We start from the raw sequence: 20,441 nt of genomic DNA, 5'->3' as shown, positions 1-20,441 counted from the left end.
CCTTCCGAATACCTTCCGAGAGCTAAGTGATTGTTTATAAACTATATTTCAAATCAAAAAAACAACATCAACGCTTCGGCAGTTGCCAGTCCGGGCGGACGAAATGGCAGGTATAGCCGTTTGGAAGACGTTCCAGATAGTCCTGATGTTCGGGTTCCGCTTCCCAGAATGGGCCGGCGGGCGCCACTTCGGTCACCACTTTGCCCGGCCACAAACCGGACGCGTCGACGTCCGCGATGGTGTCTTCCGCCGTCGCCTTTTGTTGCTCGCTGGTATAGTAAATCGCCGACCGGTAACTGGTGCCGATGTCGTTGCCCTGGCGGTTGCGGGTAGTCGGGTCGTGGATCTGGAAGAAAAATTCCAGGATCTTGCGATAGCTGATGACCGCCGGATCAAAGACAATCTCGATCGCCTCGGCATGGGTGCCGTGGTTGCGATAGGTTGCGTTCGCCACATCGCCGCCGCTGTAGCCGACGCGCGTGGCCAGCACGCCGGGATATTTGCGCACCAGATCCTGCATGCCCCAGAAGCATCCGCCGGCCAGGATGGCCTTTTCCGTTACTGTAGTCATTATCTATCCTTTGTTGTATCGCATTGGTCTCTCCATGATTTAGTGACGTTATCCCTTTCTTCAAGGTTACTCACACCGTCCTTACTGGGATATAATTTATTAACGGAAATCCCAAACACATTCCGTATCTCTTGCCCGGCCTGGACCCAGCCGAACGACCGCAACAGTCTTTGTTGCCCCTCTTTCGTTCAACATCATGGACCAGACCATCCCTGCCAAACGTATTTTAATCGTCGACGACAATCATCAGGCGGCCGATATCGCTGCGGAATTGCTCGCCCTGTACGGCCATCAGACGACGGTCGCCTATTCCGGCGCCGACGGATTGCGGACGGCCGCGGCCTTCGCGCCGGACGTGATCCTGCTCGACCTGGGCATGCCGGGCATGGACGGCTACGAGGTGGCCAGCGCCTTGCGCGCGCTGCCGGAAAATCGCAACCTGGCGCTGGTCGCGTTCACCGCCTGGGGCGACGTGGCCACCCGGCAGCGCACGCGCAGCGTCGGCTTCGACCAGCACATCACCAAGCCGGCCAGCCTGGATGAAATCGTCAAGGGCATCGGCGCGGCTTGCGCGATGCGCGACAGTTTCGAGCGCAAGATTGCATAAAGCGCCAGGCCGTGCCCCGTTGAAATAATTTTTGTGCTACCGTTAATAAAAAAACGGGGAGGCATCAATATGCAATTCGAACGACGTTCGCGCCCAGACCGGGTCAAGGCCACTGCGGTCAATGCCGGCATCGCCATGGCGCAAAAAGACGGCCGCGAGGCTGCCGCCACATTCCTGGAAGACGCCGGCGTGCCGCTGCCGGTCATCGCCCGCGTGTTGAGCGAGCCGGAAAAGCGCCGCGCCGAAGACTTGCGCTAGCGGCGGCTGTCCGGTGCCGCCGCCCCGCTGCGGCGCGCACTCATCATTCAACTTCAAAACTATCCAGTCAGGCAAAACTAATGACTGGTCCACAACTATTCCTCTCCCTATGATAGCGACTGGTTGCGCTGTTTCGCGCGCAATACCGGCACGAACCACCGACAGGAGATGAACCATGCCGCCAGGAGCCAGCATCGCAGCCGCTGCCGAGCCGTTGTCCGGAAGCGCACCGTTCTCCCCGGCCGGCTGCGCGCCAGCCCAGCAGGCCCGGGAAGAGGTGGCCGAGCTGCGGCGCCGGCTGGACTTCCTGCTGCGCCACGACGCGCTGACGCTGCTGCCCAACCGCCTGCAACTGCGCCAGCGTTTCGAACGCGCCGCCGCGCCGGGCGCTGCGTTGACGCTGATGGCGGTCGACCTTTGCGACTTCAAGCACATGCGCGACAATCTCGGCCATGCCGACGGCGACGCCTTGCTGCTGCAGGCGGCGCACCGGCTACTTGCCTGCCTGCAGCCGGACGCCCTGCTGAGCCATCACGGCGGCGGCGAATTCACCATCCTGCTGACCGGCGACGCCGGCGACGCCCGGCAGATCGGCCAGGCGCTGCATGCCGCGTTTGTCGAACCGTTCGAGCTGGACGGCTTGATGCTGGCGCTATCGCTGAGCATCGGCATCGCACTGTTCCCGGCCGACGGCCGCACCTACGACGAGGTGCAGAAAGCCGCCGGCATCGCCTTGGCCCACGCCGCCGACGGCACGCGCGGCGGCTGCACCTTTTGCACCGGGCAGATGCGAGACGACACCGATCATCGGATGCGGCTGCACGGACAGCTGCGCAACGCCATCGGCCGCGACGAGTTGCTGCTGCATTATCAGCCGCAGCTGTCGGTCGGCAGCGGCCGCATGATCGGCATGGAAGCGCTGCTGCGCTGGCAGCGCACGGGCGGCGGCATGGAATATCCCGGCAGCTTCATTCCGCTGGCCGAACGCAGCGGCATGATCGTCCCCATCGGCGAATGGGTGCTGAACGAAGCCTGCCGCCAGGCGCGCGCCGGGCAGGACCAGGGCCATGCGCCGCTGACGGTCGCGGTCAATCTGTCGGCGCTGCAGTTCCGCCACGGCGACATCGTGGCCACCGTCGCGGCGGCGTTGCGGCGCTCCGGGCTGGCGCCGGCGCAGCTGGAACTGGAGCTGACCGAATCGATCCTGCTGCACGACAGCGACAGCGTCAACCGCTCGCTGCAGGCACTCAAGACAATGGGCGTGGCGCTGTCGATCGACGACTTCGGCACCGGCTATTCGAATTTGTCGTACCTGAAAAGCCTGGCGGTGGACAAGCTCAAGATCGATCAATCGTTCGTGCGCGGGCTGGGCGAGGATGCCGGCAACAGCGCCATCGTCAAGGCCATCATCCAGCTCGGCCACACGCTGCAGTTGTCGGTGATCGCCGAGGGCGTGGAAACCGGCCGCCAGCTGGAGGAACTGGCGGGACTGGGCTGCGACGCGGCGCAAGGCTACTACTTCAGCAAGCCCCTGTCGGCCGGCCAGTTTGGCGACTTGCTGCGACAGCAATCTTGCCGCACCAATGATTACCAAATTGTAAGTTAATCGCGCTGCGGCGCGACTATGCTGAACCATGTTCAAAGTTAGCCGCCTACACGATGCAGATGAAATACGAAGGAGCCCTACCGCGCACGCCGCCGTTGCAGGCGTTGCGCGCATTCGAGAGCGCGGCCCGGCTGGGCAGCTTTGCCCAGGCCGCGCTGGAATTGAGCCTGACCTACGGCGCGATCGGGCAGCAGGTGCGCGCGCTCGAAGGCATGCTGGGCGTGCCGCTGTTCGACCGTGTCGGGCGCGGCGTGATGTTGACCGAGGCCGGCGCCCGCTACGCCAGGCGCACGCGCGCCCTGCTGCTGGAGCTGGCCGCCGCGACCGCCGAGATGGCCCGCGCCGACGCCGCCAACCGCCTGACGCTCAGCGTGCTGCCATCGTTCGCGGCGCGCTGGCTGGTCAAGCGGGTCGGCGCGTTCATCGACGCCAACCCCGATCTGGAACTGATCATCGAGACGTCGACGCAGCTGGCCGACCTGCGCTGCGGCGACGTCGACCTGTGCATCCGCTTTGGCGTCGGACCATGGGAGGGGCTGGCGTGCGAGCGGATACTGGACGATGAATACTATCCGGTGTGCGCGCCCGGTTACTGGCCGGCGGCGCTGCCGCCGGAGCCGGCCGCGCTGCGGCGGTTTCCGCTGTTGCTGTGCCATGACGAGCCGTGGTCGCCATGGTTGCAGGCGGCCGGGCTGCACGATATCAGCGAACCGCGCGGCACCACCTACAGCGACGCCGTCAATCTGCTGCAGGCGGCCAGGGAGCGGCAGGGAATCGCGCTGGCGCGGCATTCGCTGGTGCAGGACGACATCGCCAGCGGCGCGCTGGTGCGGCTGTTTCAGATCAGCGTGCGTAGTCCGCGCTCGTATTTTCTGGTGTCCACCCAGACCCTGGCCAAGGCCGCCAAGGTGCGCCGCTTCCGCGCCTGGCTGCTGCCCCAGCTCGGCTCCACCATCGTTCAGAAAGCGCTTGACAGTGCTTGATTTGTGGCTCATGATGCATTCCATCGCATACGATACAAGCGGATGCGAAGCTTAAACCAATCATAGCAATCAAAGGAAAACATCATGAGCAAAATTCAAAAAGTCCTGACCACAGGCAAAACCCACACCACCTCGAGCGACGCCGGCGGTCTTTCGCGCAGCCACAATGGCAACCTTAACATTCACCTGACGGCGCCGGGCAACAGCGCGGTGCGCGAACACGTGTTTGCCGACATCCAGCCGCATCCGACCGCCGAGCAACTGTTTGCCGGCGCCTGGTCGGCCTGCTACAGCGCAGCCGTCGGCATCGTGGCCAAGGAAAAGAAAGTGGAACTGCCGGCCGACACCTCGGTGGACATCGAAGTCGACCTGGGCGTGGCCGGCAATGAATACTTCCTGCAGGCGCGCGTCAACCTCAACGCGCCCGGCCTGGACCAGGAAGTCGCCACCGCGATCGCCCACGCCGCCGACCAGATCTGCCCGTATTCGAAAGCCACCCGGGGCAATATCGACGTGGTGTTGACAGCTGTCGTCGCTTAATTTTTGATCATTAAAAGCGCATGCGATATAATAGCGTGCGCATACCATCGGAGTTTCACATGACCGCCACGCCATCCAGCTACCAGCCGATCAACTGCGAGTTTCACGACCTGCTGGAAGTGCACGCGACCAGGCGCAAGCCGGCGCGGATCGCCTTCCGCGACGCGGACGGCGCCGAGCAGTTGCGCAACGCGGTCATTACCGACGTGTACGCGAAAGCCGGCGCCGACTACCTGGCCATGAGCACCGGCGAAACCTTGCGTCTCGACCAGCTCATCGAAGTCGACGGCGCCAGGCTGGCCGATTACTGACGGGGCTAGCGCACCAGGCAGGGCTTTTTGTTGTTGAACTTCCAGCCGGGGATCAGGAACTGCATGGCGACCGCGTCGTCGCGCGCGCCCAGGCCCATGCCGCGGTACAGCTGGTGCGCCGCCTCGATCCGCTCCATGTCCAGCTCGACACCCAGGCCAGGCGCGGCCGGCACGTCGATCAGCCCGCCGACGATGCGCAGCGGTTGCTTGGTCAGCTGCTGGCCGTCCTGCCAGATCCAGTGGGTATCGATGGCGGTGATGTCGCCCGGCGCGGCTGCCGCGACCTGGGTGAACATCGCCAGCGAAATATCGAAGTGGTTGTTCGAATGCGAACCCCAGGTCAGGCCCCACTCCTGGCACATCTGCGCCACGCGCACCGAGCCCTGCATGGTCCAGAAATGCGGATCGGCCAGCGGAATGTCGACCGATTGCAGCTGGATCGCGTGGCCCATCTCGCGCCAGTCGGTGGCCACCATATTGGTCGCCGTGCGCAGGCCCGTGCTGCGGCGGAACTCGGCCATCACCTCGCGGCCCGAGTAGCCGTCCTCCGCGCCGCACGGATCTTCCGCGTAGGCCAGCACGTGGCCCTGGTCGCGGCACAGCCGGATCGCATCCTTCAGCAGCCAGCCGCCGTTCGGATCGAGCGTGATGCGGGCGTTCGGGAAGCGCTCGGCCAGCGCCGTCACCGCTTCCATTTCTTCCTCGCCACGCAGCACGCCGCCCTTGAGCTTGAAGTCGTTGAAGCCGTAGCGGGCATAGGCCGCCTCGGCCAGGCGCACGATGGCGTCCGGCGTCATCGCCGTTTCGTGACGCAGGCGCAGCCAGTCGTCCTGCTCGCCGGCGCCATCCAGGTAAGGCAGGTCGGTGGCCTTGCGATCGCCGACGAAGAACAGGTAGCCCAGCGCCTCGACCTGGTCGCGCTGCTGGCCGTTGCCCAGCAGCGCTGCGACCGGCACGCCGAGGAACTTGCCCAGCAAATCGAGCAGCGCAGACTCCACCGCCGTGACGGCGTGCACCGCCACCCGCAGGTCGAAGGTTTGCTGGCCGCGGCCGCCCGCGTCGCGCCCGGCGAACGCGGTGCGCATGCGGTTGAGGATGCGCTGGTAATGGCCGATGGGCTGGCCGACCACCAGCTCGGCGGCGTCGGCGATGGTTTGCCGTATGCGCTCGCCGCCCGGCACTTCGCCGGCGCCGGTGTTGCCGGCGCTGTCGGTCAGGATCACGATGTTGCGGGTGAAGTAAGGGCCATGGGCGCCGCTGAGGTTGAGCAGCATGCTGTCATGGCCGGCGACCGGGATCACCTGCAGCTTGACGACGGTGGGAGTGCCCGCCTGAATTGATTGATTCATGTTGATGTTCTTCAAGGTAAAGATAGCGACGCGCCCAATTTTTCACGCAAAACGGTACCGCTACCAAATTTAATGGTAGCGGTACCGTTTTAGTGTGTCAACCGATAATTGCGTGGAATTGCTCAAATTGCATCACACGCTGTCGCGTTCGATGATGGTGAAGCCGATGTCGCAGCATGGCTCGGCCACAATGCGGCCTGCGGCCCGGTCCATGATGAATTGGGCGGCCGTGCGGCCGATGGCGGTGCCGTCGACGCGCACCGTGGTCAGCGCCGGCTGCAGGTCGCGGGCGAAACCCAGGTCGCCAAAGCTGATCAGCGCCAGCTGCGACGGGATGGCGATGCCGCGCGCGGCCGCTTCGATCATCACGCCGATCGCCATCATGTCGGAGCTGCAGAACAAGGCGTCGATCTCCAGGCCGCGGCTCAGCAGTTCGCACAGGCCGCTGCGCCCGCCGCCCAGCGTGGTCGGCGCCGGTACGGAGCAGCACGGCACCTCGCCGTCGGCCTGCCCCATGCCCAGTTCGGCGGCGGCCTTGCGGAACGCGCCCGCGCGACGCAGGCTGCGGTCGTCGTCGCCGCTGATGGTGGCGACCCGCCGGCGGCCGGCGGCATGCAGGTAGCGCGCCACGGCGATGCCGATTTGTTCGTGCGAGAAGCCGACCAGCATGTCGATCGGGGTCGGCGTCAGGTCCCAGGTTTCCACCACCGGGATGCCGCTGGCCTTCAGCTTGCGCCGCGCCTCTTCCGTATGCAGGGCGCCGGTCAGCACGATGCCGTCCGGACGGCGGCCGATGATGGCGTCCAGCAGCGCGTCCTCGCGCGAGTTTTCATAGCCGCTCTGGCCCAGCATCAGCTGGTAGCCCGACTCCTCCAGCGTGCGCGTCAGCGACTGTATGGTTTCCAGGAACACCGGACCAGACAGGTTAGGCACCACCGCCGCCACCAACCGGCTTTTCTTCGAGGCCAGGGCGCCGGCAAGCAGGTTAGGCACATAGCCGGTCTTGGCGACGGCGGCGCGCACTTTTTTCAGCACCTTGGCCGACACGGCGTCGGGCGTGTTGAGCGCGCGCGATGCGGTGATCGGCGCCACGCCGGCCACCAGGGCCACGTCGCGCAGCGTCAATCCGCCGGTCTTGTTGCGGCGGCCCGGACGGGCCGGCTCCGTTGCCGTCGATACGCTCGTCGCGGCGGCCACGTCGCGGATAGTGGAAACATTTTTTTTCATTGACTAGCGTAGTTGGGCAATTGAGACCAATTATAAAACGTTTCACTGGCGGTAACGGCCATCAATTCGGCCATCGCCATTGCTGCCACAGCGCAACAATTGGAGAGTTTTCCAATTGTCAACTTATCTATAATCGGTCCACGAACGGCTTTTTACCGGTGGACGAATATGGATATTTCTTCGGAAGTCACGCGTCGTACCTTCTTGAAAGTGCTGGCCAGCGGCGCCACGGTCAGCCTGTCCGTGACCAGCCTGACCGCGCTGGCCATGAACGCCTCAAGGCCCAGGATGACGGAGGTGCCGGAATGGGCGCCCGAACCGGGCAAGGCGCGCTGGCGCATCGACGGCATGCAAAAGGTGCTGGGGCAGAAAATCTACGCGCGCGACTTCAAGGCCCGCGACTTCAAGGATTGGCCCCAGGACGGCGAGTACTTCCTGTACGCCGTGCGCTGCGACCGCTACGATCAGGTCATCAACAGCTACGACCTGAGCATGCTGCCGAAGGAGCTGCAGCCGGTGGCCGTCATCGATGCGGCAGCGCTGGTCGCCAAGAAGATGAACCTGGCCAGCAACATGAACAGCCCGTTCCTGGCGACGATCGGCAAGCCGGCGGACTTCTTCGGGCAGCCGGTGGTGATGCTGATCTTCGCCAGTTTCGACATCTATCGCCACGCCGTAAAGATCCTGCAATTCAATCCCGACGTTATCTCCTACGGCGCCAAGGAAAGCACCAGGCGCACCGTCTATTCTCCCGCCACCAGCTACGTGCGCGACGACACGCAGAACTTCAACTACGTGTACAGCGCCGACTACCAGACGCGCCAGGCCGAGGTGGCCAAGCAGATCAAGGCCAGCATCGACAGCCAGACCTGGCCGACTTTTGCGCGCACCTTCTACACGCAGACCATCGACCCGATGTTCATGGAACCGGAGTCCGGCCTGGCGTGGTACGACCCCGGGCCGCAGCAGCTGAACCTGGTGCTGGGCACGCAATCGCCGACCGGCGACGCGTATGACGCCGCAGGTATCTTCGAAAACAGCGCCTACCCGGTGAAGGATATCGACCTGGTGTCGTGCTACCCCGGCGGCGGATTCGGCGGGCGCGACCAGTCGTACTTCTCGATGTACCTGTCGATGGCGGCGCCGTTTTCGGCCAAGCCCTTGCGCTGGGCGCAGAACCGCTTCGAACAATTCCAGATCGGCTTGAAGCGCTGCGAGACCCACTTCCGCGAAACGCTCGCCGTGGACAGCAGCGGCATGATCCAGGCGATCGATTGCAATTTCACGCTGAACGGCGGCGACCAGAAAAACCTCAGCCCGTATGTCGCGCAGCTGGCCGCGCTGAGTTCCATGAGCTGCTACAACATCCCGCGCGCCGTCGCCACCGCCAGCGCGATGCAGACGCCGCAATTGCTGGGCGGTTCGCAGCGCGGCTTCGGCGGGCCGCAGGCCTTCATCGCCATTGAAACCCTGCTCGACGAAGCGGCTCAGGCGCTGAAGATCGATCCGTTTGCGCTGCGCCGGAAAAACCTGCTGGCAAAAAATCGCGGCGCCACCGTGACGGGCGCGCCGATACTGCAGGACCTGCAACTGGACGACATGCTGAAGCGACTGGAGCAGCATCCGCTGTGGCAAAACCGCGCGGCCGTGCAGCAGGCCAAGAAGCGCGAGGGCTTGTTGTACGGCGTGGGCTTCGCGATGTCCAACGAAGCCTACGGCACTTCCGGCGACGGCATGTTCGGCGCGGTGCAAATCGAGCCGACCGGCACCATCACGGTCTACACGCCGTATGTCGACATGGGCAACGGCGCGGCCACCGCGCTCGGCCTCGCGCCGGCCGCCTATTTGGGGCGCAACGCCAACAGCATCAACATGGGCGAAACCCAGTTGTTCGATGCCCTGAACCTGACGACCAAACCCGCCACGCCGACGCCGCCCAATTACGTGCTGAAGAGTTCCGGCTCGTCTAGCGCCTGCCTGGGCGCCTTCTATCAGTACCACGTGGTCGAGCAGGCAGGGCTGGCGCTGATCTTGCAAAGCCTGCTGCCTGCCGCGCAGGCCTTGTGGAAAGCGTCGCCGCCCGCCTCCGCACTGAGCTGGAAGGACAACCGGCTGCATGCCGGCGACCTGCCATCGCTGCCATGGTCGGCGCTGATCAAGCAGGCGATGCGGATGAAATTGCCGATGGTGGCGGTGGTGCATGCCAGCTATGTCGGCGCGTTCGCCACGGCGCAATATGCGTTCACCAGCGGCGCCGCCACGGTGCCGCTCGACTATATCGCGATGGGCGCCACGGTCGACACGCTGCAGCCCCTGACCCGCAGCCAGTTGAACAACCCGCCGGCGATCAACAGCAAATTCGGCCGCACCACGTATGCGCCGTGCGGCTCGCTGGTTGCCGCCACCATCAATCCGCAGAGCGGCCAGATCGCGATCGAATCGGTGGTGTCGGTGCTATGCGCGGGCGTGCTGCATTGCCCGCAGATGGTGTCCGGACAATCCCAGGGCGCAATCGCCATGGCCATCGGCAACGTGCTGCTTGAGCATTGCCCGAACAACGAATCAGGCCCTGGCAACGGCACCTGGAACCTGAACAAATACGCCATCGCGCGCTCCACCGATATCCCAAAACAGGACCTGGTGATACTGCCGCCGGCGCCCGGCGAGACCACGGCGCGCGGCATCGCCGAAGCGGTCATGTGTCCGATCGCGCCGTCCATCCTGAATGCGCTGGCCATGGCCACCGGCGGCCAGCGCTACACCATGTTGCCGGTGACGGCGCACAACGTCCTGGAGTCATTGAAATGAGACAGCCCATCCACTTCCATATCAATGACAAACCGGTGCAGGCCGATGCGGCCGACAGCGACATGGCCCTGATCGACTTCCTGCACGAGCGCCAGAACCTCACCGGCACCAAGTTCTGCTGCGGCATCGGCGTCTGCCGCGCCTGCACCGTCGCCACGCGCAACGAGAAAGGCGCGCTGATGGAGAAGACGCTCTCCTGCTCCACGCCGGTCAGCGCGGTGCAGGACATGCGGATCTATACGGTGGAAAGCCTGGGCACGCAGGAAGCGCTGGCGCCGTTGCAGCTCGCCTTCCTGGAGAACTTCTCCTTCCAATGCGGCTACTGCGCACCGGGATTCCTGATGGCGGCGACGGCCATGCTGTCACACCTGAAGGACGCGCCGGTCTATGCCGAGCACCTCGACGAGGTCATCAACACCTGGGTCGGCGGCAACCTTTGCCGCTGCACGGGCTACGTGCGCTACATGGAGGCGATACGCCAGGTGGCGCTGCCTTATACCAAAGCCGCGCGCGAGGAGGAGAAATGAAAATCACGTCATTGCTGTCCGCCCTGTGCCTGGCCGCGGCCGTCGGCGGCGCGCACGCGGCTACGCCCAAGATCGTCACCCAAAGCCTGCAGGAATATGGCCAGGAATGCGCCGAGATGATCGGACAGATTCCGGCCTTCGACTGCCTCGACGGCACCATCGTGCCGATCACCGTCGACGGCAAGACGCCGTCCGAATACACGTCCGGCATGACCTGCGACCGCCCCGCCCTGCTGCCGTACAAGCCGGACTCGTTCGGCCAGTGCACGCCGTATTCGCGCATCCTGAATTTTTCCCGCGACAAGGTGCAGATCTCGGCCTTCTGCCGGCGCGAGCAATTGCGCGATCCGAAGAGCGTGATGTTCGACGAGGTCGACATCATCGCGCACAACGCCAACAGCGGCAAAACCTGCTGGTTCCATGCGGAAGACAAGCCGGGCCAACGCGGCGGCTTCGACGCCTCGCGCGTGCCGCCGCCGAACGAGAAGGTGGCCCCGCCCAAGCGCGTCTCCGCCAAGGACTTCTGGTGGACGCCCGGCCGCACCGCGCAGAAGAACTGCGCCAGCTGCCACGACGCCGATCCGTTCATGTACAGCCCGTGGCTGGGCCAGGTGTGGCACAAGGTGCCGACCGATCCGCTGGGCCGCTACAGCAACATCGGCAAGGATTTCGCGTCGTGGCATTCGAACAGCATCAGCACGCGCGACAACACCTGCGTCGGCTGCCACCGCATCGGCGACCAGGCCAGCTGCTCGGTGTATATCCCCATGGCCACCGGCAAGATCAGCCCGAAAGGCGGCGACGCGATGGCGATGAGTTATCCGCTCAGCCACTGGATGCCGGTCAATAACGATCAGACCAAGGCGTTCTGGACCAAGGCCAACTTGGAATCGCTGCAGAAGATCATGACCTGCTGCGACGATCCGAAGAACCCGATCTGCACGATCACGCCGATTATTACGCCGGCGTCGAAAAAATAACAGGACACGAGGCCGCGCACGCAAGGTACGCGGCCTGGTGACTTTACGGCGTCGTTACCTTTTTCTCCAACAGGAAGAAAGTGGTAGGGCCAAACGACGTGCTGACGTTATTCAGATTGAACTGCCAATCCGTGCCTGCCGCCGTGTCCGTCGAAGTCAACGGAATTTCATCCTGGCGGTTGCCCTTCAGGTCCAGTGCGACCAATCGCATCGGCGTCTTGTGCGTCAGCGACAGCGTGACGTTGGCCAGACCGGAACGCACCAGCACCGGCAGCTTGCCTGCGGTCGCCAGTTTGGTGCGGGCGGTGTCCTGGAACGTCATGCCCGAGTTGAGGGCGTCGGTGGCGAAGATCAGCAGGATTTTCTCGCTGCTTGCCAGGCTGCCCTCGCTCAAGGTGCTGGCCGAGAGCAGGGCCGCGCTGTCCAGACTGTTGATCTTGAGGACCTTCAGCGGCACGTTGCTGATGGCCTGGGCGGTGGTCAATGCCTCGGTACGCGCGGTTTTAACGGTGAAGCGCTGCTTCTCGGTTTCCAGCAACAACTCGCCGGTGTCGCTCTGGTAGACGTTGTGCCAGCCGTCGGTGGCATTCAGGTTGCTCGCTGCGGTCGGCAGGATGCCGGCGTCGCGCAAGCTCTTCAGCCGGTCGGCCGGATAGACCGTTGAAACGGACGGGAAAGCTTCCGACTGTTCGATGGTCAGGCGCGTGCCGGCGACCGGCGGCAACGCTTGATTGCCGTATGCCAGTTCCACGCCCGTGACCAGGCCCAGCACCCTGAGATCCGCAGGCACCGTGTAGACGCCGGAGGAACTCGGGACATAGTCAGGGTCGGGATAGCTGATGGTGACGCGGTTCGGCGACGGCGTGACGTCGCCGCGCAGGAACAGCAACACCGACAAGGTTTCGCCGGCGCGCAACACGGGATCCATTCCGGGGTTGTAGGGCTGGATACCGATCTTGTGTGACGCCGTCTGCGCCAGCGACAGGTCGATCGGACCTTCCGCGTGGACGCAGTTGAAGTCCCATCCCTGCAGCGCGGCGATGGACGGCACCATGGCCGAGGCTTCAAACCGGTATTGGTTGAAGAAGACTTGTCCGTATTCGCTGACGGAGAACGGCTTGCCGGCGTGGCGCGCCGTGGTCATGTTGTTGAGGTAGAAATTGGAGTCCTGGGGATTGAAGCCGGCAGCGCTGGCCTGCGTGGTGGTGAGGCCGGGCTGGTAGCCTCCCACCTCGTTGAAGTAGCCGTGGATGTCGACCGCGTCCAGCGCCGAGCGGGAACGGCTCGCTTGCAGCGAGTACCAGCTGCTGAGCGACGTCACCTGCCCCTCGAAGCCGAGACCACGCACGTAGTCCGTCATCCAGGCAACGGTCTTGCCTTCCTGCTGCGTGAGGAAACGCTGGAAGTCTTTCATCCGCTCAGACGGCTTGAGCAGGCCGGTCGGCAGGATGATGGTGCCGTTGTCGAGATTTTCCGCCGAAGTCAGCGGATCGTTGGTCATCGTGCCCCACTTGGCTGCCAGAGCAGCGTGCGTGCCGTATTGCGCTTTCAGGTAAGCATTGAACGGTGCTTTCAGCTTGGCGCTGAATTGCACGCCGTTGACCTGGGCAAGATAGTTGATGCCACCTTCGTTCACCAATATCACACCAACCAGTGCGGGATCCTGGAGGATCGGACCGCCGTACGGCGTGGCGCGGTTGAAGATCGCGTCCACGCTGTCTTTCCAGCTTTGTTTGGCGGCGGCGTCGTCATCCAGGTTGACGCGCAGCTTCAGGTCCAACTGATTCAACCAGCGTTGGGAAACGTTGCCGACGGTTCCGTTATCGGACGTCATCATGTCCAGCACCCAGTAGATGCCGGCTTTTTTCAGTGCGGAGATGAAGTAATAGAAGCGGTCGAGCTGCACCGGGTTGAAGGTATTCGTCAACGGCTGGTTTTCCATCAGCGTGATGTCGAGGAAGTGGAAGCGCACCAGGTTGTAGCCATGCAGCTTGAGTTGCTGGACGTAGATATCGGCGGTGGCATGGTCGGGATATCCGCCAGCCACGCTCATCCAGGTGACCGTGCCGCAGTTCAGCGCCGCTTTCTTGTCCTGCTGCGCGTAAAACACCAGGTTGCCGTTGGCGCCTTTGATCAGCCGGCCGTAGTCACCGGCCTGCCCCGGCAGCGTCAACTGACTGAAATCCAGTGGACTGCCTGGTGTGATCTTCAGGTCGTTATCGGTGATCGGTACCCAGGTCTGCGCCACGGATTGCTGAGACACACCGAGCGCAGCCAAGCAAGACAACGAAAGCAATAATTTTTTAGTAGACATTGATCTTCTCTAGTAATGAAAAGTCAATTATATTTCAGATAACTAATATTATTTAAATATAATTGGTCCACAAGCTCACGCCTGGCTATCAACTTGGCTCCGACAGTGCAACAGCATCGGCACCAGCCGCCTGACGAAGCGGGCATGACGGATCGTTCGCCGCACGCCACACCGCTTCCGCCACATCCGCCGCGTAAGTGACCGCAGTCGACTGCCCCCACGCCTCGAACACGCTCTGCGCCAAGCCGGCATAGGCCTCGGGGATCGCGCCCTCCATGCGTGACCGCGCGTTCTCGCCGAACCTGGTCGTCGTCGAACGTCCCGGCAGCACCAGGTTCACGCGCACGTTGAACTGCTGCAGCTCCAGCGCAAGAGACTCGGTGAACGCATTGACCGCCGCCTTGCTTGCCGTGTACACAGACAGTAGAGGCAACGGCATCAACGTCACGCTCGACGTCACGTTCACGACGACACCCGCCCGCCGCAGCCGGAACTGCGGCAGCACCGCCTGCGTCATCGCGATCGTGCCAAAAGTGTTCGTCTCGAAGACCTCGCGCGCGGTTGCCATCGAGATGCCCTCCAACGCGCCCAGCGCGCCTATGCCCGCGTTGTTGACCAGCACGTCGATCGGCCCGGCCTCCTCCACCGCGCGGCGGATGCTGTCGGCATCGGTGACATCGAGCGCGATCACGCGCAGGTGCTCGGAACGCGGCAGCACGTCCTCGCGCGGCGTGCGCATGGTGGCGACGACCTTCCATTCGCGGTCGAGGAAGTATCGGGCGGTTTCGAGGCCGAAACCGGATGAGCATCCGGTGATGAGGACGGTTTTCATGGCGACTCCTGTTGAGTGGTTTGCAGTAGCCAAACTATAGTGCGCAGCCTCCGGACTTGCTACAATCAAGAGTCCACTTTTAATTAGCAATAGTCCAGATATGATCGATCCGCTCGCCGAGGTTGTCACGCTGCTGCAACCGCAGGCCCGGTTCTCGAAAGTCGTTAGCGCCGCAGGTTCGTGGCGGGTGCGGCGCACGGAGTCCGGGCAGCCGTTCTACTGCGTGATCCTTGAAGGCTCGTCCCGGCTTGAAGTCGTTGGTCACGAGCCGATCCAGCTGCAGCAAGGCGACTTTGTCCTGGTTCCGTCGGCATACGCATTCACGATGACCAGCCTGGAGCCGCCGGCATTGGAGTATCTGGATAGCCCGCCTGTCCTGCTGCCGGATGGCGAGTTCAGGCACGGCCCTCAGGACATACCGGCCGACACGCAGCTGCTGGTGGGCCACTGCACCTTCGGCTCGCCCGATGCGGCCTTGCTGGTTTCGCTGCTGCCGCAACTGGTGCACGTACGCGGCGAGAAGCGGCTGGCCACGATCGTGCAGCTGGTGGGAGAAGAATCGCGGTCGGCCCGGCCCGCGCGCGAGGTGATCCTGGCGCGGCTGCTGGAGGTTCTGTTGATCGAAGCGCTGCGCTCCGCAGCGGGAACTGCCGCGTCGCCGGGCTTGCTGCGCGGCCTTGCCGACGAACGCCTCGCCGTCGCGCTACGGCGCATCCACGAAAACATGACCAAGCCCTGGACCGTCGCGCAACTGGCGAAAGAGGCCGCCCTGTCGCGCTCGACGTTCTTCGAGCGCTTCAGCCGCGCATTGGGCGTCGCGCCGATGGAGTACCTGCTCGCCTGGCGCATGGCATTGGCGAAGAACCTACTGCAGCGGCAAGAGGTCGGCATCGCCGAGGTTGCCGAGCGCGTCGGCTACGGGTCCGCCAGCGCGTTCAGCGTCGCCTTCACCCGCCATGTCGGACTGCCACCGGCGCGCTACGTGCGAGAGCAACTGGCGGCGCAGCCGCCGAATTAATCCTGCGGCAGCTCGCGGATCTCCACGCCACCGCCGGCTTCGTAATGCGGATTGCCGACCAGGAAGCGCGCGGCATCGTCGATGCTCGTCGCACGCACGCGCAGGAAACCGGTGACGTCCAGGCTAGCGGAATCGGTGGGGGCGCCTTTGCGGTACAGCGCCCCCTGGCCGATGGAACTGCCGCCGTCGAACTGGCCGCTTCGCCGCAGGCCGGTGATATAGGCTTCCCACAGCGCGCTGCTGGCTGCATCAGGGTGGGCGGTATCGTCAAGCATGAGGATGATGTAGTCGTTCATGGTCTCTCGCGGTGTCGGCTTGATTCTGTATTTTATCAGCGCACCACCGGGATTTTGCAGCTCAGGAATAAATGAGCACCTTTTTGAGTCTCCTATAGCGCGGGATACTTTGATGCAATCTTCATCTCGCAACCCTGTCGTTTCGACATGGTTTTCGTGATGAATTTTGTGTCTAAGGTGAAAAAAATGAAATTGGTAAATCTGAAGGTCGCCGTCCGCCTCAGCCTGGCATTTAGCGTGATTCTTTTTTTCCTTGCGGGTATCGCCTATATCGGTTGGTCAGCCTTGAGTTCGACCAAGGCCAGACTGGACCTTATTACGACCCAGAATAATGCCGAAACAATGTATGCCAATAAGATTCGCAAAGATCTGGACATCGTTGCGCGATCAATTTACAGCTACATCTTGTACAAGGATGCGGGCACGAGACAGCAAATGATGAAGCGCATCGTCGATGTCCGCAAAGACATGGACGATGCCTACGACCGCCTTGGCGAAATTGTGCGGCGCGAAAATAATGGGAAAGCTGTGCAGTTATTTTCCGATATGAAGGCAGGCCGTAGCGAAACGCGTCCACTCTTCAGCAACGTTATTGCGCTGGTTGATGGAGGAAAAGCCGAGGAGGCGACGGAGTTTTTGCATCTATCATTGCAGGGGCCGCAAGAAAAGTGGTTTGCGGCAGTCCAGGGCATGACCGATCTGCAGGAAAAGGAAGATCAGGATTCCATCAATGAAATGAACCACGAATACGCTCTGGCGGTGAGATTTCTGATTATCGCCGTGCTGCTCGCCATCGCAGCAGGATCCTTTTTAGCGTGGGTGATCACGCGCGGACTGCTTGAGCAGTTAGGTGGCGAGCCCAGTTATGCCGCGGAAATCGCAGCAAGAATCGCCCAAGGCGATCTTGCCGTGCATATCGACCTGGAAACGGCTGACAAGGCGAGCCTGCTGTTTGCGATTAAATCCATGCATGACAGCCTGGCCAAGATTGTCAGCGAAGTTCGCGCCGGCACTGAAGCCATCGCCACCGAGTCAAGCCAGATTGCCAGCGGAACGACGGACTTGTCCGCCCGTACCGAAGCGCAAGCCAGCTCCCTTGAAGAAACCGCTGCTTCCATGGAAGAGCTGACAAGTACAGTGAAACAAAATGCGGATAACGCCAGTCAAGCCAATCAATTGGCGGTATCGGCATCGGATATCGCCAGCAAGGGTGGGACCGTCGTGATGCAGGTGGTGGAGACGATGGGCTCGATCAATGAGTCTGCGAAGAAGATTGTCGACATCATCGGGGTGATCGACAGCATTGCGTTCCAGACCAATATCCTGGCGTTGAACGCCGCCGTTGAGGCGGCTCGGGCCGGAGAGCAAGGAAGAGGCTTTGCCGTCGTCGCAGGTGAGGTGCGCAATCTGGCGCAACGCTCGGCAAGTGCGGCGAGGGAAGTCAAGACGCTGATAGACACGTCGGTCGAGAAAATCGACATTGGTACCAGACTCGTCGATCAGGCCGGAGCCTCCATGCAGGAAATTGTCGAGAGCGTCAAACGCGTGACCGATATCATGCGTGACATCACGGTAGCGGGCCGGGAACAAACTGCCGGCATTGAGCAAATCAATACCGCCGTCGCGCAGATGGATCAAGTCACGCAGCAAAACGCCGCGCTTGTGGAGGAAACCGCCTCTACCGCTGAATCGATGCGCAATCAAGCCACGCATCTTGCACAACTGGTCAGTGTGTTCAAGCTTGTGCCGGCGCCGGTGAAGAACCTGGATGCGGATCGCAAAAGCAGCCGGAAAATTCATTTGCTTTCCTCTGCAATCCGCTAGACGTGCGCCCCGAGGAATAATCAGGCTTCCGGCGCCGACCAGACCAGATTCCACAGGTGGCCATCGATATCCTCGAAGCCCTGGTCATACATAAAACCATGGTCCTCGGGCGGATGCGGTATGCGGCCACCAGCGGCAAGGGCCTTGGCGATCAGGCTGTCCACCTCTTCCCGGCTTTCGCAAGTCAGGCAAATGACGACTTCATTCGCTTCCTTTGCATTGACGACGGGCTTGTCGATCAGGGACTGGAAGAAGGGTTCGGTCGTCAGCATGGCCCGGATGGTGTCATCGACGATGTTCATGAACGCCGCTTTCTCTCCGCTAAATCGGGGATCGAAGGTAAAGCCGAGAGCGGAAAAGAAGGCCTTGGATTTGTCCAGGTTCTTCACAGGCAGGTTGAGGATGATCTGTTTGTTCATGGCGATTCCTTGGTTAGGGTGGAATGGGCAATCGGTACTTCATCCCTACGACGGGTGACGACAGACAAAATCGACACGCTTGCGAAAAATATTTTCCGCTCGCGCGGATGACTAATCCTTGCCGGCCCGCTGAAATAACGGGAAATCCGGCAGCCGGTCCTGGTCGCCGATGCGGAAGATGGACGCATTCGATCCATCGAATGCCGGCCAGGCCGGCAAGCCTTTTCCGTTCGGATTTCCCGTGCGGGCGAAATTAACCCAGGTATCGGCAAGTCTGGTCGACAATTGGCGGTCCGCCTTACTCCACGGGCGCTGGTCCTGATCGATATTGTCGAACACGTACGGCAGCTCGGCGCCATGGCCTGCGCCACAGCCATAACCGCAAGGCGTCAGCGGCTGCACCGGCCGGTGAGCAAAGAAATAGACATACGGTTTGGATCGCCCGTATTTCGCCTGAAGTCCCGACCAATACCACGTGCGCCAGCCCCACCAGTCGCTGGTGAATTGAAGCATTGAGGCCTGGGCCTCGGCATTGGTGGAAGCGGGATAGGCCGCCAGCAAAGCATCGGAAGGCGAATAGCCCAGCATCTGCCCCATCAGTTCGCGATGGTTGGCCACCTTGAAATCGCCGGTGCCCAGGATTTCCGGTGCCAGGTCGTTGCCCTCCTCCGCGTTCCATCCCGCCAGCAAGGGGACGTCATTTTGACGGTGATTGCGGTATGCCGTGGGCAAGTCTTCGCGCAATACATAACCGTCGATAATCGCGCGCGGCGACCATGCCGACTTGTGCAAGGCCTCGACACTCATGCCGCGCAGCTCCGCCAGATTGTGCGCGCCCACGGTCTTGGTGAATACCTCCGCTTTTGCCTCGGCGCTCTTGCGGTCGTACTGACTGTTGAAGATATCGCTGCCACTCTCGGCGATGGCGCGCTGGAACAACCCTTTCGCCAGAGGCGAAGCGATCAGGATCGCAACAGATCCAGCGCCGGCGGACTCGCCCATGATCGTCACGCGGTCGGCATCGCCGCCAAAGGCTGCGATATTGCTTTTCACCCAGCGCAAGGCAGCGATCTGGTCCAGGATGCCCTGGTTGCCGGAGACATGGTCCGGCGACTCCGCCGTCAGTTCCGGGTGCGCAAAGAAGCCCCATATTCCGAGGCGATAGTTGATCGTGACGATGATCGCGCCGCGCTTCGCCAGATTGGCGCCGTCGTACCTTGGCTGCGCGGCGGTGCCGCCGTAATATCCGCCTCCATAAATCCAAACGATGACGGGAAGTTTCTTGGCTTTTTCAGGCGCCCAGATGTTGAGATAGAGGCAGTCTTCGCTTTTGGGCATCGTGATCCACACGGCGGTCTGGGCGCAAGCAGCAGAGAAGCTGCGCGCCTCCTTGACGCCGGTCCAAGGCACAACGGGTTGCGGCGCACGCCAACGCAGATTGCCGACAGGGGGCGCGGCGAAGGGAATGCCGAGATAGGTCGTCAGCGAGCCCACTCGCGAGCCGACGACTTCGCCGCCGGTGACTTTTACCGGGCTTAGCTCGGCGGCATGTCCAAGACCGGCCGAAAGCGCTACAAGGCACAATGCGAGCAAGGCGCACGCACGAAAATTCATCGTCATCATTTCTCCTGGTTTTGGCAGCTTGGTCTGGGCGGCGCTTGAACCAACGCATCCAAACGAGGGAAATGCTAACAGCATTCTGATCACTACAACTCAGTCAGGGCCCCTGGGTTTGAAGAGGTAACAAAAAACCCACTTCCAAGAGGAGAAGCGGGTTTTTAGACTTCTTGGCACTACCCCTACTGCGATGTTCTGGTGCTTGCCGGAATCGAATACCCTATGGGAAAAGCCCCGCAGGACCAGGTTTGTCCCTCACTGGTCCCTCAAGCAGGCTCATGTTCGCCTGTTCGGTTCCAAACTTTCTTCGGATTAATTAAATCCAATTTTCCATCACCCTGCATTTGGCTAGCG

Annotated in this window: 19 protein-coding genes; 11 read left to right on the top strand and 8 right to left on the bottom strand. The window is 62.2% G+C overall.

The genetic code is table 11. The features are described from left to right. Positions 1-67: 67 nt before the first annotated feature. Positions 68-571 carry a peptide-methionine (S)-S-oxide reductase MsrA gene (gene msrA, locus ACCD07_RS17525; RefSeq protein WP_176652700.1) on the bottom strand — a complete coding sequence of 168 codons (504 nt, stop codon included), beginning with the start codon at positions 569-571 and terminating at the stop codon, positions 68-70. Positions 572-767: 196 nt separating this feature from the next. On the opposite strand from msrA, the gene ACCD07_RS17520 reads away from it, so the two are divergent. The 6 genes from ACCD07_RS17520 (at position 768) to ACCD07_RS17495 (ending at position 4,876) form a co-directional block, all read left to right on the top strand. Then, positions 768-1,178 carry a response regulator gene (locus tag ACCD07_RS17520; protein WP_413448099.1) on the top strand — a complete coding sequence of 137 codons (411 nt, stop codon included), beginning with the start codon at positions 768-770 and terminating at the stop codon, positions 1,176-1,178. Between the two features lie 69 nt (positions 1,179-1,247). Further along, positions 1,248-1,436, top strand: coding sequence for a hypothetical protein (locus tag ACCD07_RS17515; protein ID WP_176652698.1), 189 nt, complete (start codon positions 1,248-1,250; stop codon positions 1,434-1,436). Between the two features lie 175 nt (positions 1,437-1,611). Beyond that, complete coding sequence (locus ACCD07_RS17510) at positions 1,612-3,042, top strand: putative bifunctional diguanylate cyclase/phosphodiesterase (RefSeq protein WP_413448098.1); 1,431 nt, start codon at positions 1,612-1,614, stop codon at positions 3,040-3,042. A 59-nt stretch (positions 3,043-3,101) separates the two neighbouring features. Then, positions 3,102-4,025: a transcriptional regulator GcvA gene (gene gcvA, locus ACCD07_RS17505; RefSeq protein ID WP_413448097.1), complete on the top strand. Its 924-nt coding sequence runs from the start codon at positions 3,102-3,104 to the stop codon at positions 4,023-4,025. 84 nt (positions 4,026-4,109) lie between these two features. After that, positions 4,110-4,565 carry an Ohr family peroxiredoxin gene (locus ACCD07_RS17500; RefSeq protein WP_413448096.1) on the top strand — a complete coding sequence of 152 codons (456 nt, stop codon included), beginning with the start codon at positions 4,110-4,112 and terminating at the stop codon, positions 4,563-4,565. Between the two features lie 59 nt (positions 4,566-4,624). After that, a complete protein-coding gene (locus ACCD07_RS17495; protein WP_413448095.1) occupies positions 4,625-4,876 on the top strand; it encodes a hypothetical protein in 252 nt (83 codons plus the stop codon). Positions 4,877-4,881: 5 nt separating this feature from the next. Here ACCD07_RS17495 and gudD read toward each other — a convergent pair whose 3' ends face one another. Together gudD and ACCD07_RS17485 are read right to left on the bottom strand one after the other, a co-directional pair. Continuing rightward, positions 4,882-6,225 (bottom strand): glucarate dehydratase, encoded by a 1,344-nt coding sequence (gene gudD / locus ACCD07_RS17490; RefSeq protein WP_413448094.1) that lies wholly within the window; start codon positions 6,223-6,225, stop codon positions 4,882-4,884. A gap of 132 nt (positions 6,226-6,357) precedes the next feature. Next, positions 6,358-7,452, bottom strand: a complete 1,095-nt coding sequence (locus tag ACCD07_RS17485) for a LacI family DNA-binding transcriptional regulator (protein WP_413448093.1) — start codon at positions 7,450-7,452, stop codon at positions 6,358-6,360. Between the two features lie 168 nt (positions 7,453-7,620). Between ACCD07_RS17485 and ACCD07_RS17480 the strand changes: the two genes are divergently transcribed. From ACCD07_RS17480 to ACCD07_RS17470, 3 genes are read left to right on the top strand one after another with little or no spacing between them, the layout of a single operon-like run. Next, the gene (locus ACCD07_RS17480) at positions 7,621-10,260 is read left to right on the top strand and encodes a xanthine dehydrogenase family protein molybdopterin-binding subunit (protein ID WP_413448092.1); all 2,640 of its coding nucleotides are present in this window, start codon (positions 7,621-7,623) and stop codon (positions 10,258-10,260) included. Then, positions 10,257-10,787, top strand: a complete 531-nt coding sequence (locus ACCD07_RS17475) for a (2Fe-2S)-binding protein (protein ID WP_413448091.1) — start codon at positions 10,257-10,259, stop codon at positions 10,785-10,787. The genes ACCD07_RS17480 and ACCD07_RS17475 overlap by 4 nt, the downstream gene beginning before the upstream one ends. After that, positions 10,784-11,767: a hypothetical protein gene (locus tag ACCD07_RS17470; RefSeq protein ID WP_413448090.1), complete on the top strand. Its 984-nt coding sequence runs from the start codon at positions 10,784-10,786 to the stop codon at positions 11,765-11,767. Before ACCD07_RS17475 ends, ACCD07_RS17470 begins: the two co-directional genes overlap by 4 nt. A 43-nt stretch (positions 11,768-11,810) precedes the next feature. Here the strand turns inward: ACCD07_RS17470 and ACCD07_RS17465 are convergent, their stop codons facing one another. Together ACCD07_RS17465 and ACCD07_RS17460 are read right to left on the bottom strand one after the other, a co-directional pair. Beyond that, positions 11,811-14,030: a hypothetical protein gene (locus ACCD07_RS17465; protein WP_413448089.1), complete on the bottom strand. Its 2,220-nt coding sequence runs from the start codon at positions 14,028-14,030 to the stop codon at positions 11,811-11,813. Between the two features lie 139 nt (positions 14,031-14,169). Beyond that, positions 14,170-14,913 (bottom strand): SDR family oxidoreductase, encoded by a 744-nt coding sequence (locus ACCD07_RS17460; RefSeq protein WP_413448088.1) that lies wholly within the window; start codon positions 14,911-14,913, stop codon positions 14,170-14,172. A 100-nt stretch (positions 14,914-15,013) separates the two neighbouring features. Here ACCD07_RS17460 and ACCD07_RS17455 point away from each other — a divergent pair, with 100 nt between their 5' ends. Next, positions 15,014-15,931, top strand: a complete 918-nt coding sequence (locus ACCD07_RS17455; protein ID WP_413448087.1) for a cupin domain-containing protein — start codon at positions 15,014-15,016, stop codon at positions 15,929-15,931. Here the strand turns inward: ACCD07_RS17455 and ACCD07_RS17450 are convergent. Continuing rightward, positions 15,928-16,227 (bottom strand): hypothetical protein, encoded by a 300-nt coding sequence (locus tag ACCD07_RS17450; RefSeq protein WP_413448086.1) that lies wholly within the window; start codon positions 16,225-16,227, stop codon positions 15,928-15,930. The two genes, ACCD07_RS17455 and ACCD07_RS17450, sit on opposite strands and share 4 nt — an antisense overlap. A gap of 186 nt (positions 16,228-16,413) precedes the next feature. Here ACCD07_RS17450 and ACCD07_RS17445 point away from each other — a divergent pair, with 186 nt between their 5' ends. Further along, the gene (locus ACCD07_RS17445; RefSeq protein WP_413448085.1) at positions 16,414-18,051 is read left to right on the top strand and encodes a methyl-accepting chemotaxis protein; all 1,638 of its coding nucleotides are present in this window, start codon (positions 16,414-16,416) and stop codon (positions 18,049-18,051) included. Positions 18,052-18,071: 20 nt separating this feature from the next. Here the strand turns inward: ACCD07_RS17445 and ACCD07_RS17440 are convergent, their stop codons facing one another. Together ACCD07_RS17440 and ACCD07_RS17435 are read right to left on the bottom strand one after the other, a co-directional pair. After that, positions 18,072-18,470, bottom strand: coding sequence for a VOC family protein (locus ACCD07_RS17440; protein ID WP_413448084.1), 399 nt, complete (start codon positions 18,468-18,470; stop codon positions 18,072-18,074). Positions 18,471-18,581: 111 nt separating this feature from the next. Beyond that, the gene (locus ACCD07_RS17435; protein ID WP_413448083.1) at positions 18,582-20,093 is read right to left on the bottom strand and encodes a carboxylesterase/lipase family protein; all 1,512 of its coding nucleotides are present in this window, start codon (positions 20,091-20,093) and stop codon (positions 18,582-18,584) included. Positions 20,094-20,441 lie beyond the last annotated feature (348 nt).

Source organism: Duganella sp. Dugasp56 (assembly GCF_047304105.1).
In the GTDB taxonomy this organism is placed as follows: domain Bacteria; phylum Pseudomonadota; class Gammaproteobacteria; order Burkholderiales; family Burkholderiaceae_D; genus Rugamonas; species Rugamonas hordei.
This window is presented reverse-complemented; position numbering and strand designations above follow the sequence as displayed.

Bases quoted from the DNA above. Each gene is read 5' to 3' on its own strand.
- msrA (WP_176652700.1), bottom strand. From the start codon at position 571: ATGACTACAGTAACGGAAAAGGCCATCCTGGCCGGCGGATGCTTCTGG.
- ACCD07_RS17520 (WP_413448099.1), top strand. From the start codon at position 768: ATGGACCAGACCATCCCTGCCAAACGTATTTTAATCGTCGACGACAAT.
- ACCD07_RS17515 (WP_176652698.1), top strand. From the start codon at position 1,248: ATGCAATTCGAACGACGTTCGCGCCCAGACCGGGTCAAGGCCACTGCG.
- ACCD07_RS17510 (WP_413448098.1), top strand. From the start codon at position 1,612: ATGCCGCCAGGAGCCAGCATCGCAGCCGCTGCCGAGCCGTTGTCCGGA.
- gcvA (WP_413448097.1), top strand. From the start codon at position 3,102: ATGAAATACGAAGGAGCCCTACCGCGCACGCCGCCGTTGCAGGCGTTG.
- ACCD07_RS17500 (WP_413448096.1), top strand. From the start codon at position 4,110: ATGAGCAAAATTCAAAAAGTCCTGACCACAGGCAAAACCCACACCACC.
- ACCD07_RS17495 (WP_413448095.1), top strand. From the start codon at position 4,625: ATGACCGCCACGCCATCCAGCTACCAGCCGATCAACTGCGAGTTTCAC.
- gudD (WP_413448094.1), bottom strand. From the start codon at position 6,225: ATGAATCAATCAATTCAGGCGGGCACTCCCACCGTCGTCAAGCTGCAG.
- ACCD07_RS17485 (WP_413448093.1), bottom strand. From the start codon at position 7,452: ATGAAAAAAAATGTTTCCACTATCCGCGACGTGGCCGCCGCGACGAGC.
- ACCD07_RS17480 (WP_413448092.1), top strand. From the start codon at position 7,621: ATGGATATTTCTTCGGAAGTCACGCGTCGTACCTTCTTGAAAGTGCTG.
- ACCD07_RS17475 (WP_413448091.1), top strand. From the start codon at position 10,257: ATGAGACAGCCCATCCACTTCCATATCAATGACAAACCGGTGCAGGCC.
- ACCD07_RS17470 (WP_413448090.1), top strand. From the start codon at position 10,784: ATGAAAATCACGTCATTGCTGTCCGCCCTGTGCCTGGCCGCGGCCGTC.
- ACCD07_RS17460 (WP_413448088.1), bottom strand. From the start codon at position 14,913: ATGAAAACCGTCCTCATCACCGGATGCTCATCCGGTTTCGGCCTCGAA.
- ACCD07_RS17455 (WP_413448087.1), top strand. From the start codon at position 15,014: ATGATCGATCCGCTCGCCGAGGTTGTCACGCTGCTGCAACCGCAGGCC.
- ACCD07_RS17450 (WP_413448086.1), bottom strand. From the start codon at position 16,227: ATGAACGACTACATCATCCTCATGCTTGACGATACCGCCCACCCTGAT.
- ACCD07_RS17445 (WP_413448085.1), top strand. From the start codon at position 16,414: ATGAAATTGGTAAATCTGAAGGTCGCCGTCCGCCTCAGCCTGGCATTT.
- ACCD07_RS17440 (WP_413448084.1), bottom strand. From the start codon at position 18,470: ATGAACAAACAGATCATCCTCAACCTGCCTGTGAAGAACCTGGACAAA.
- ACCD07_RS17435 (WP_413448083.1), bottom strand. From the start codon at position 20,093: ATGATGACGATGAATTTTCGTGCGTGCGCCTTGCTCGCATTGTGCCTT.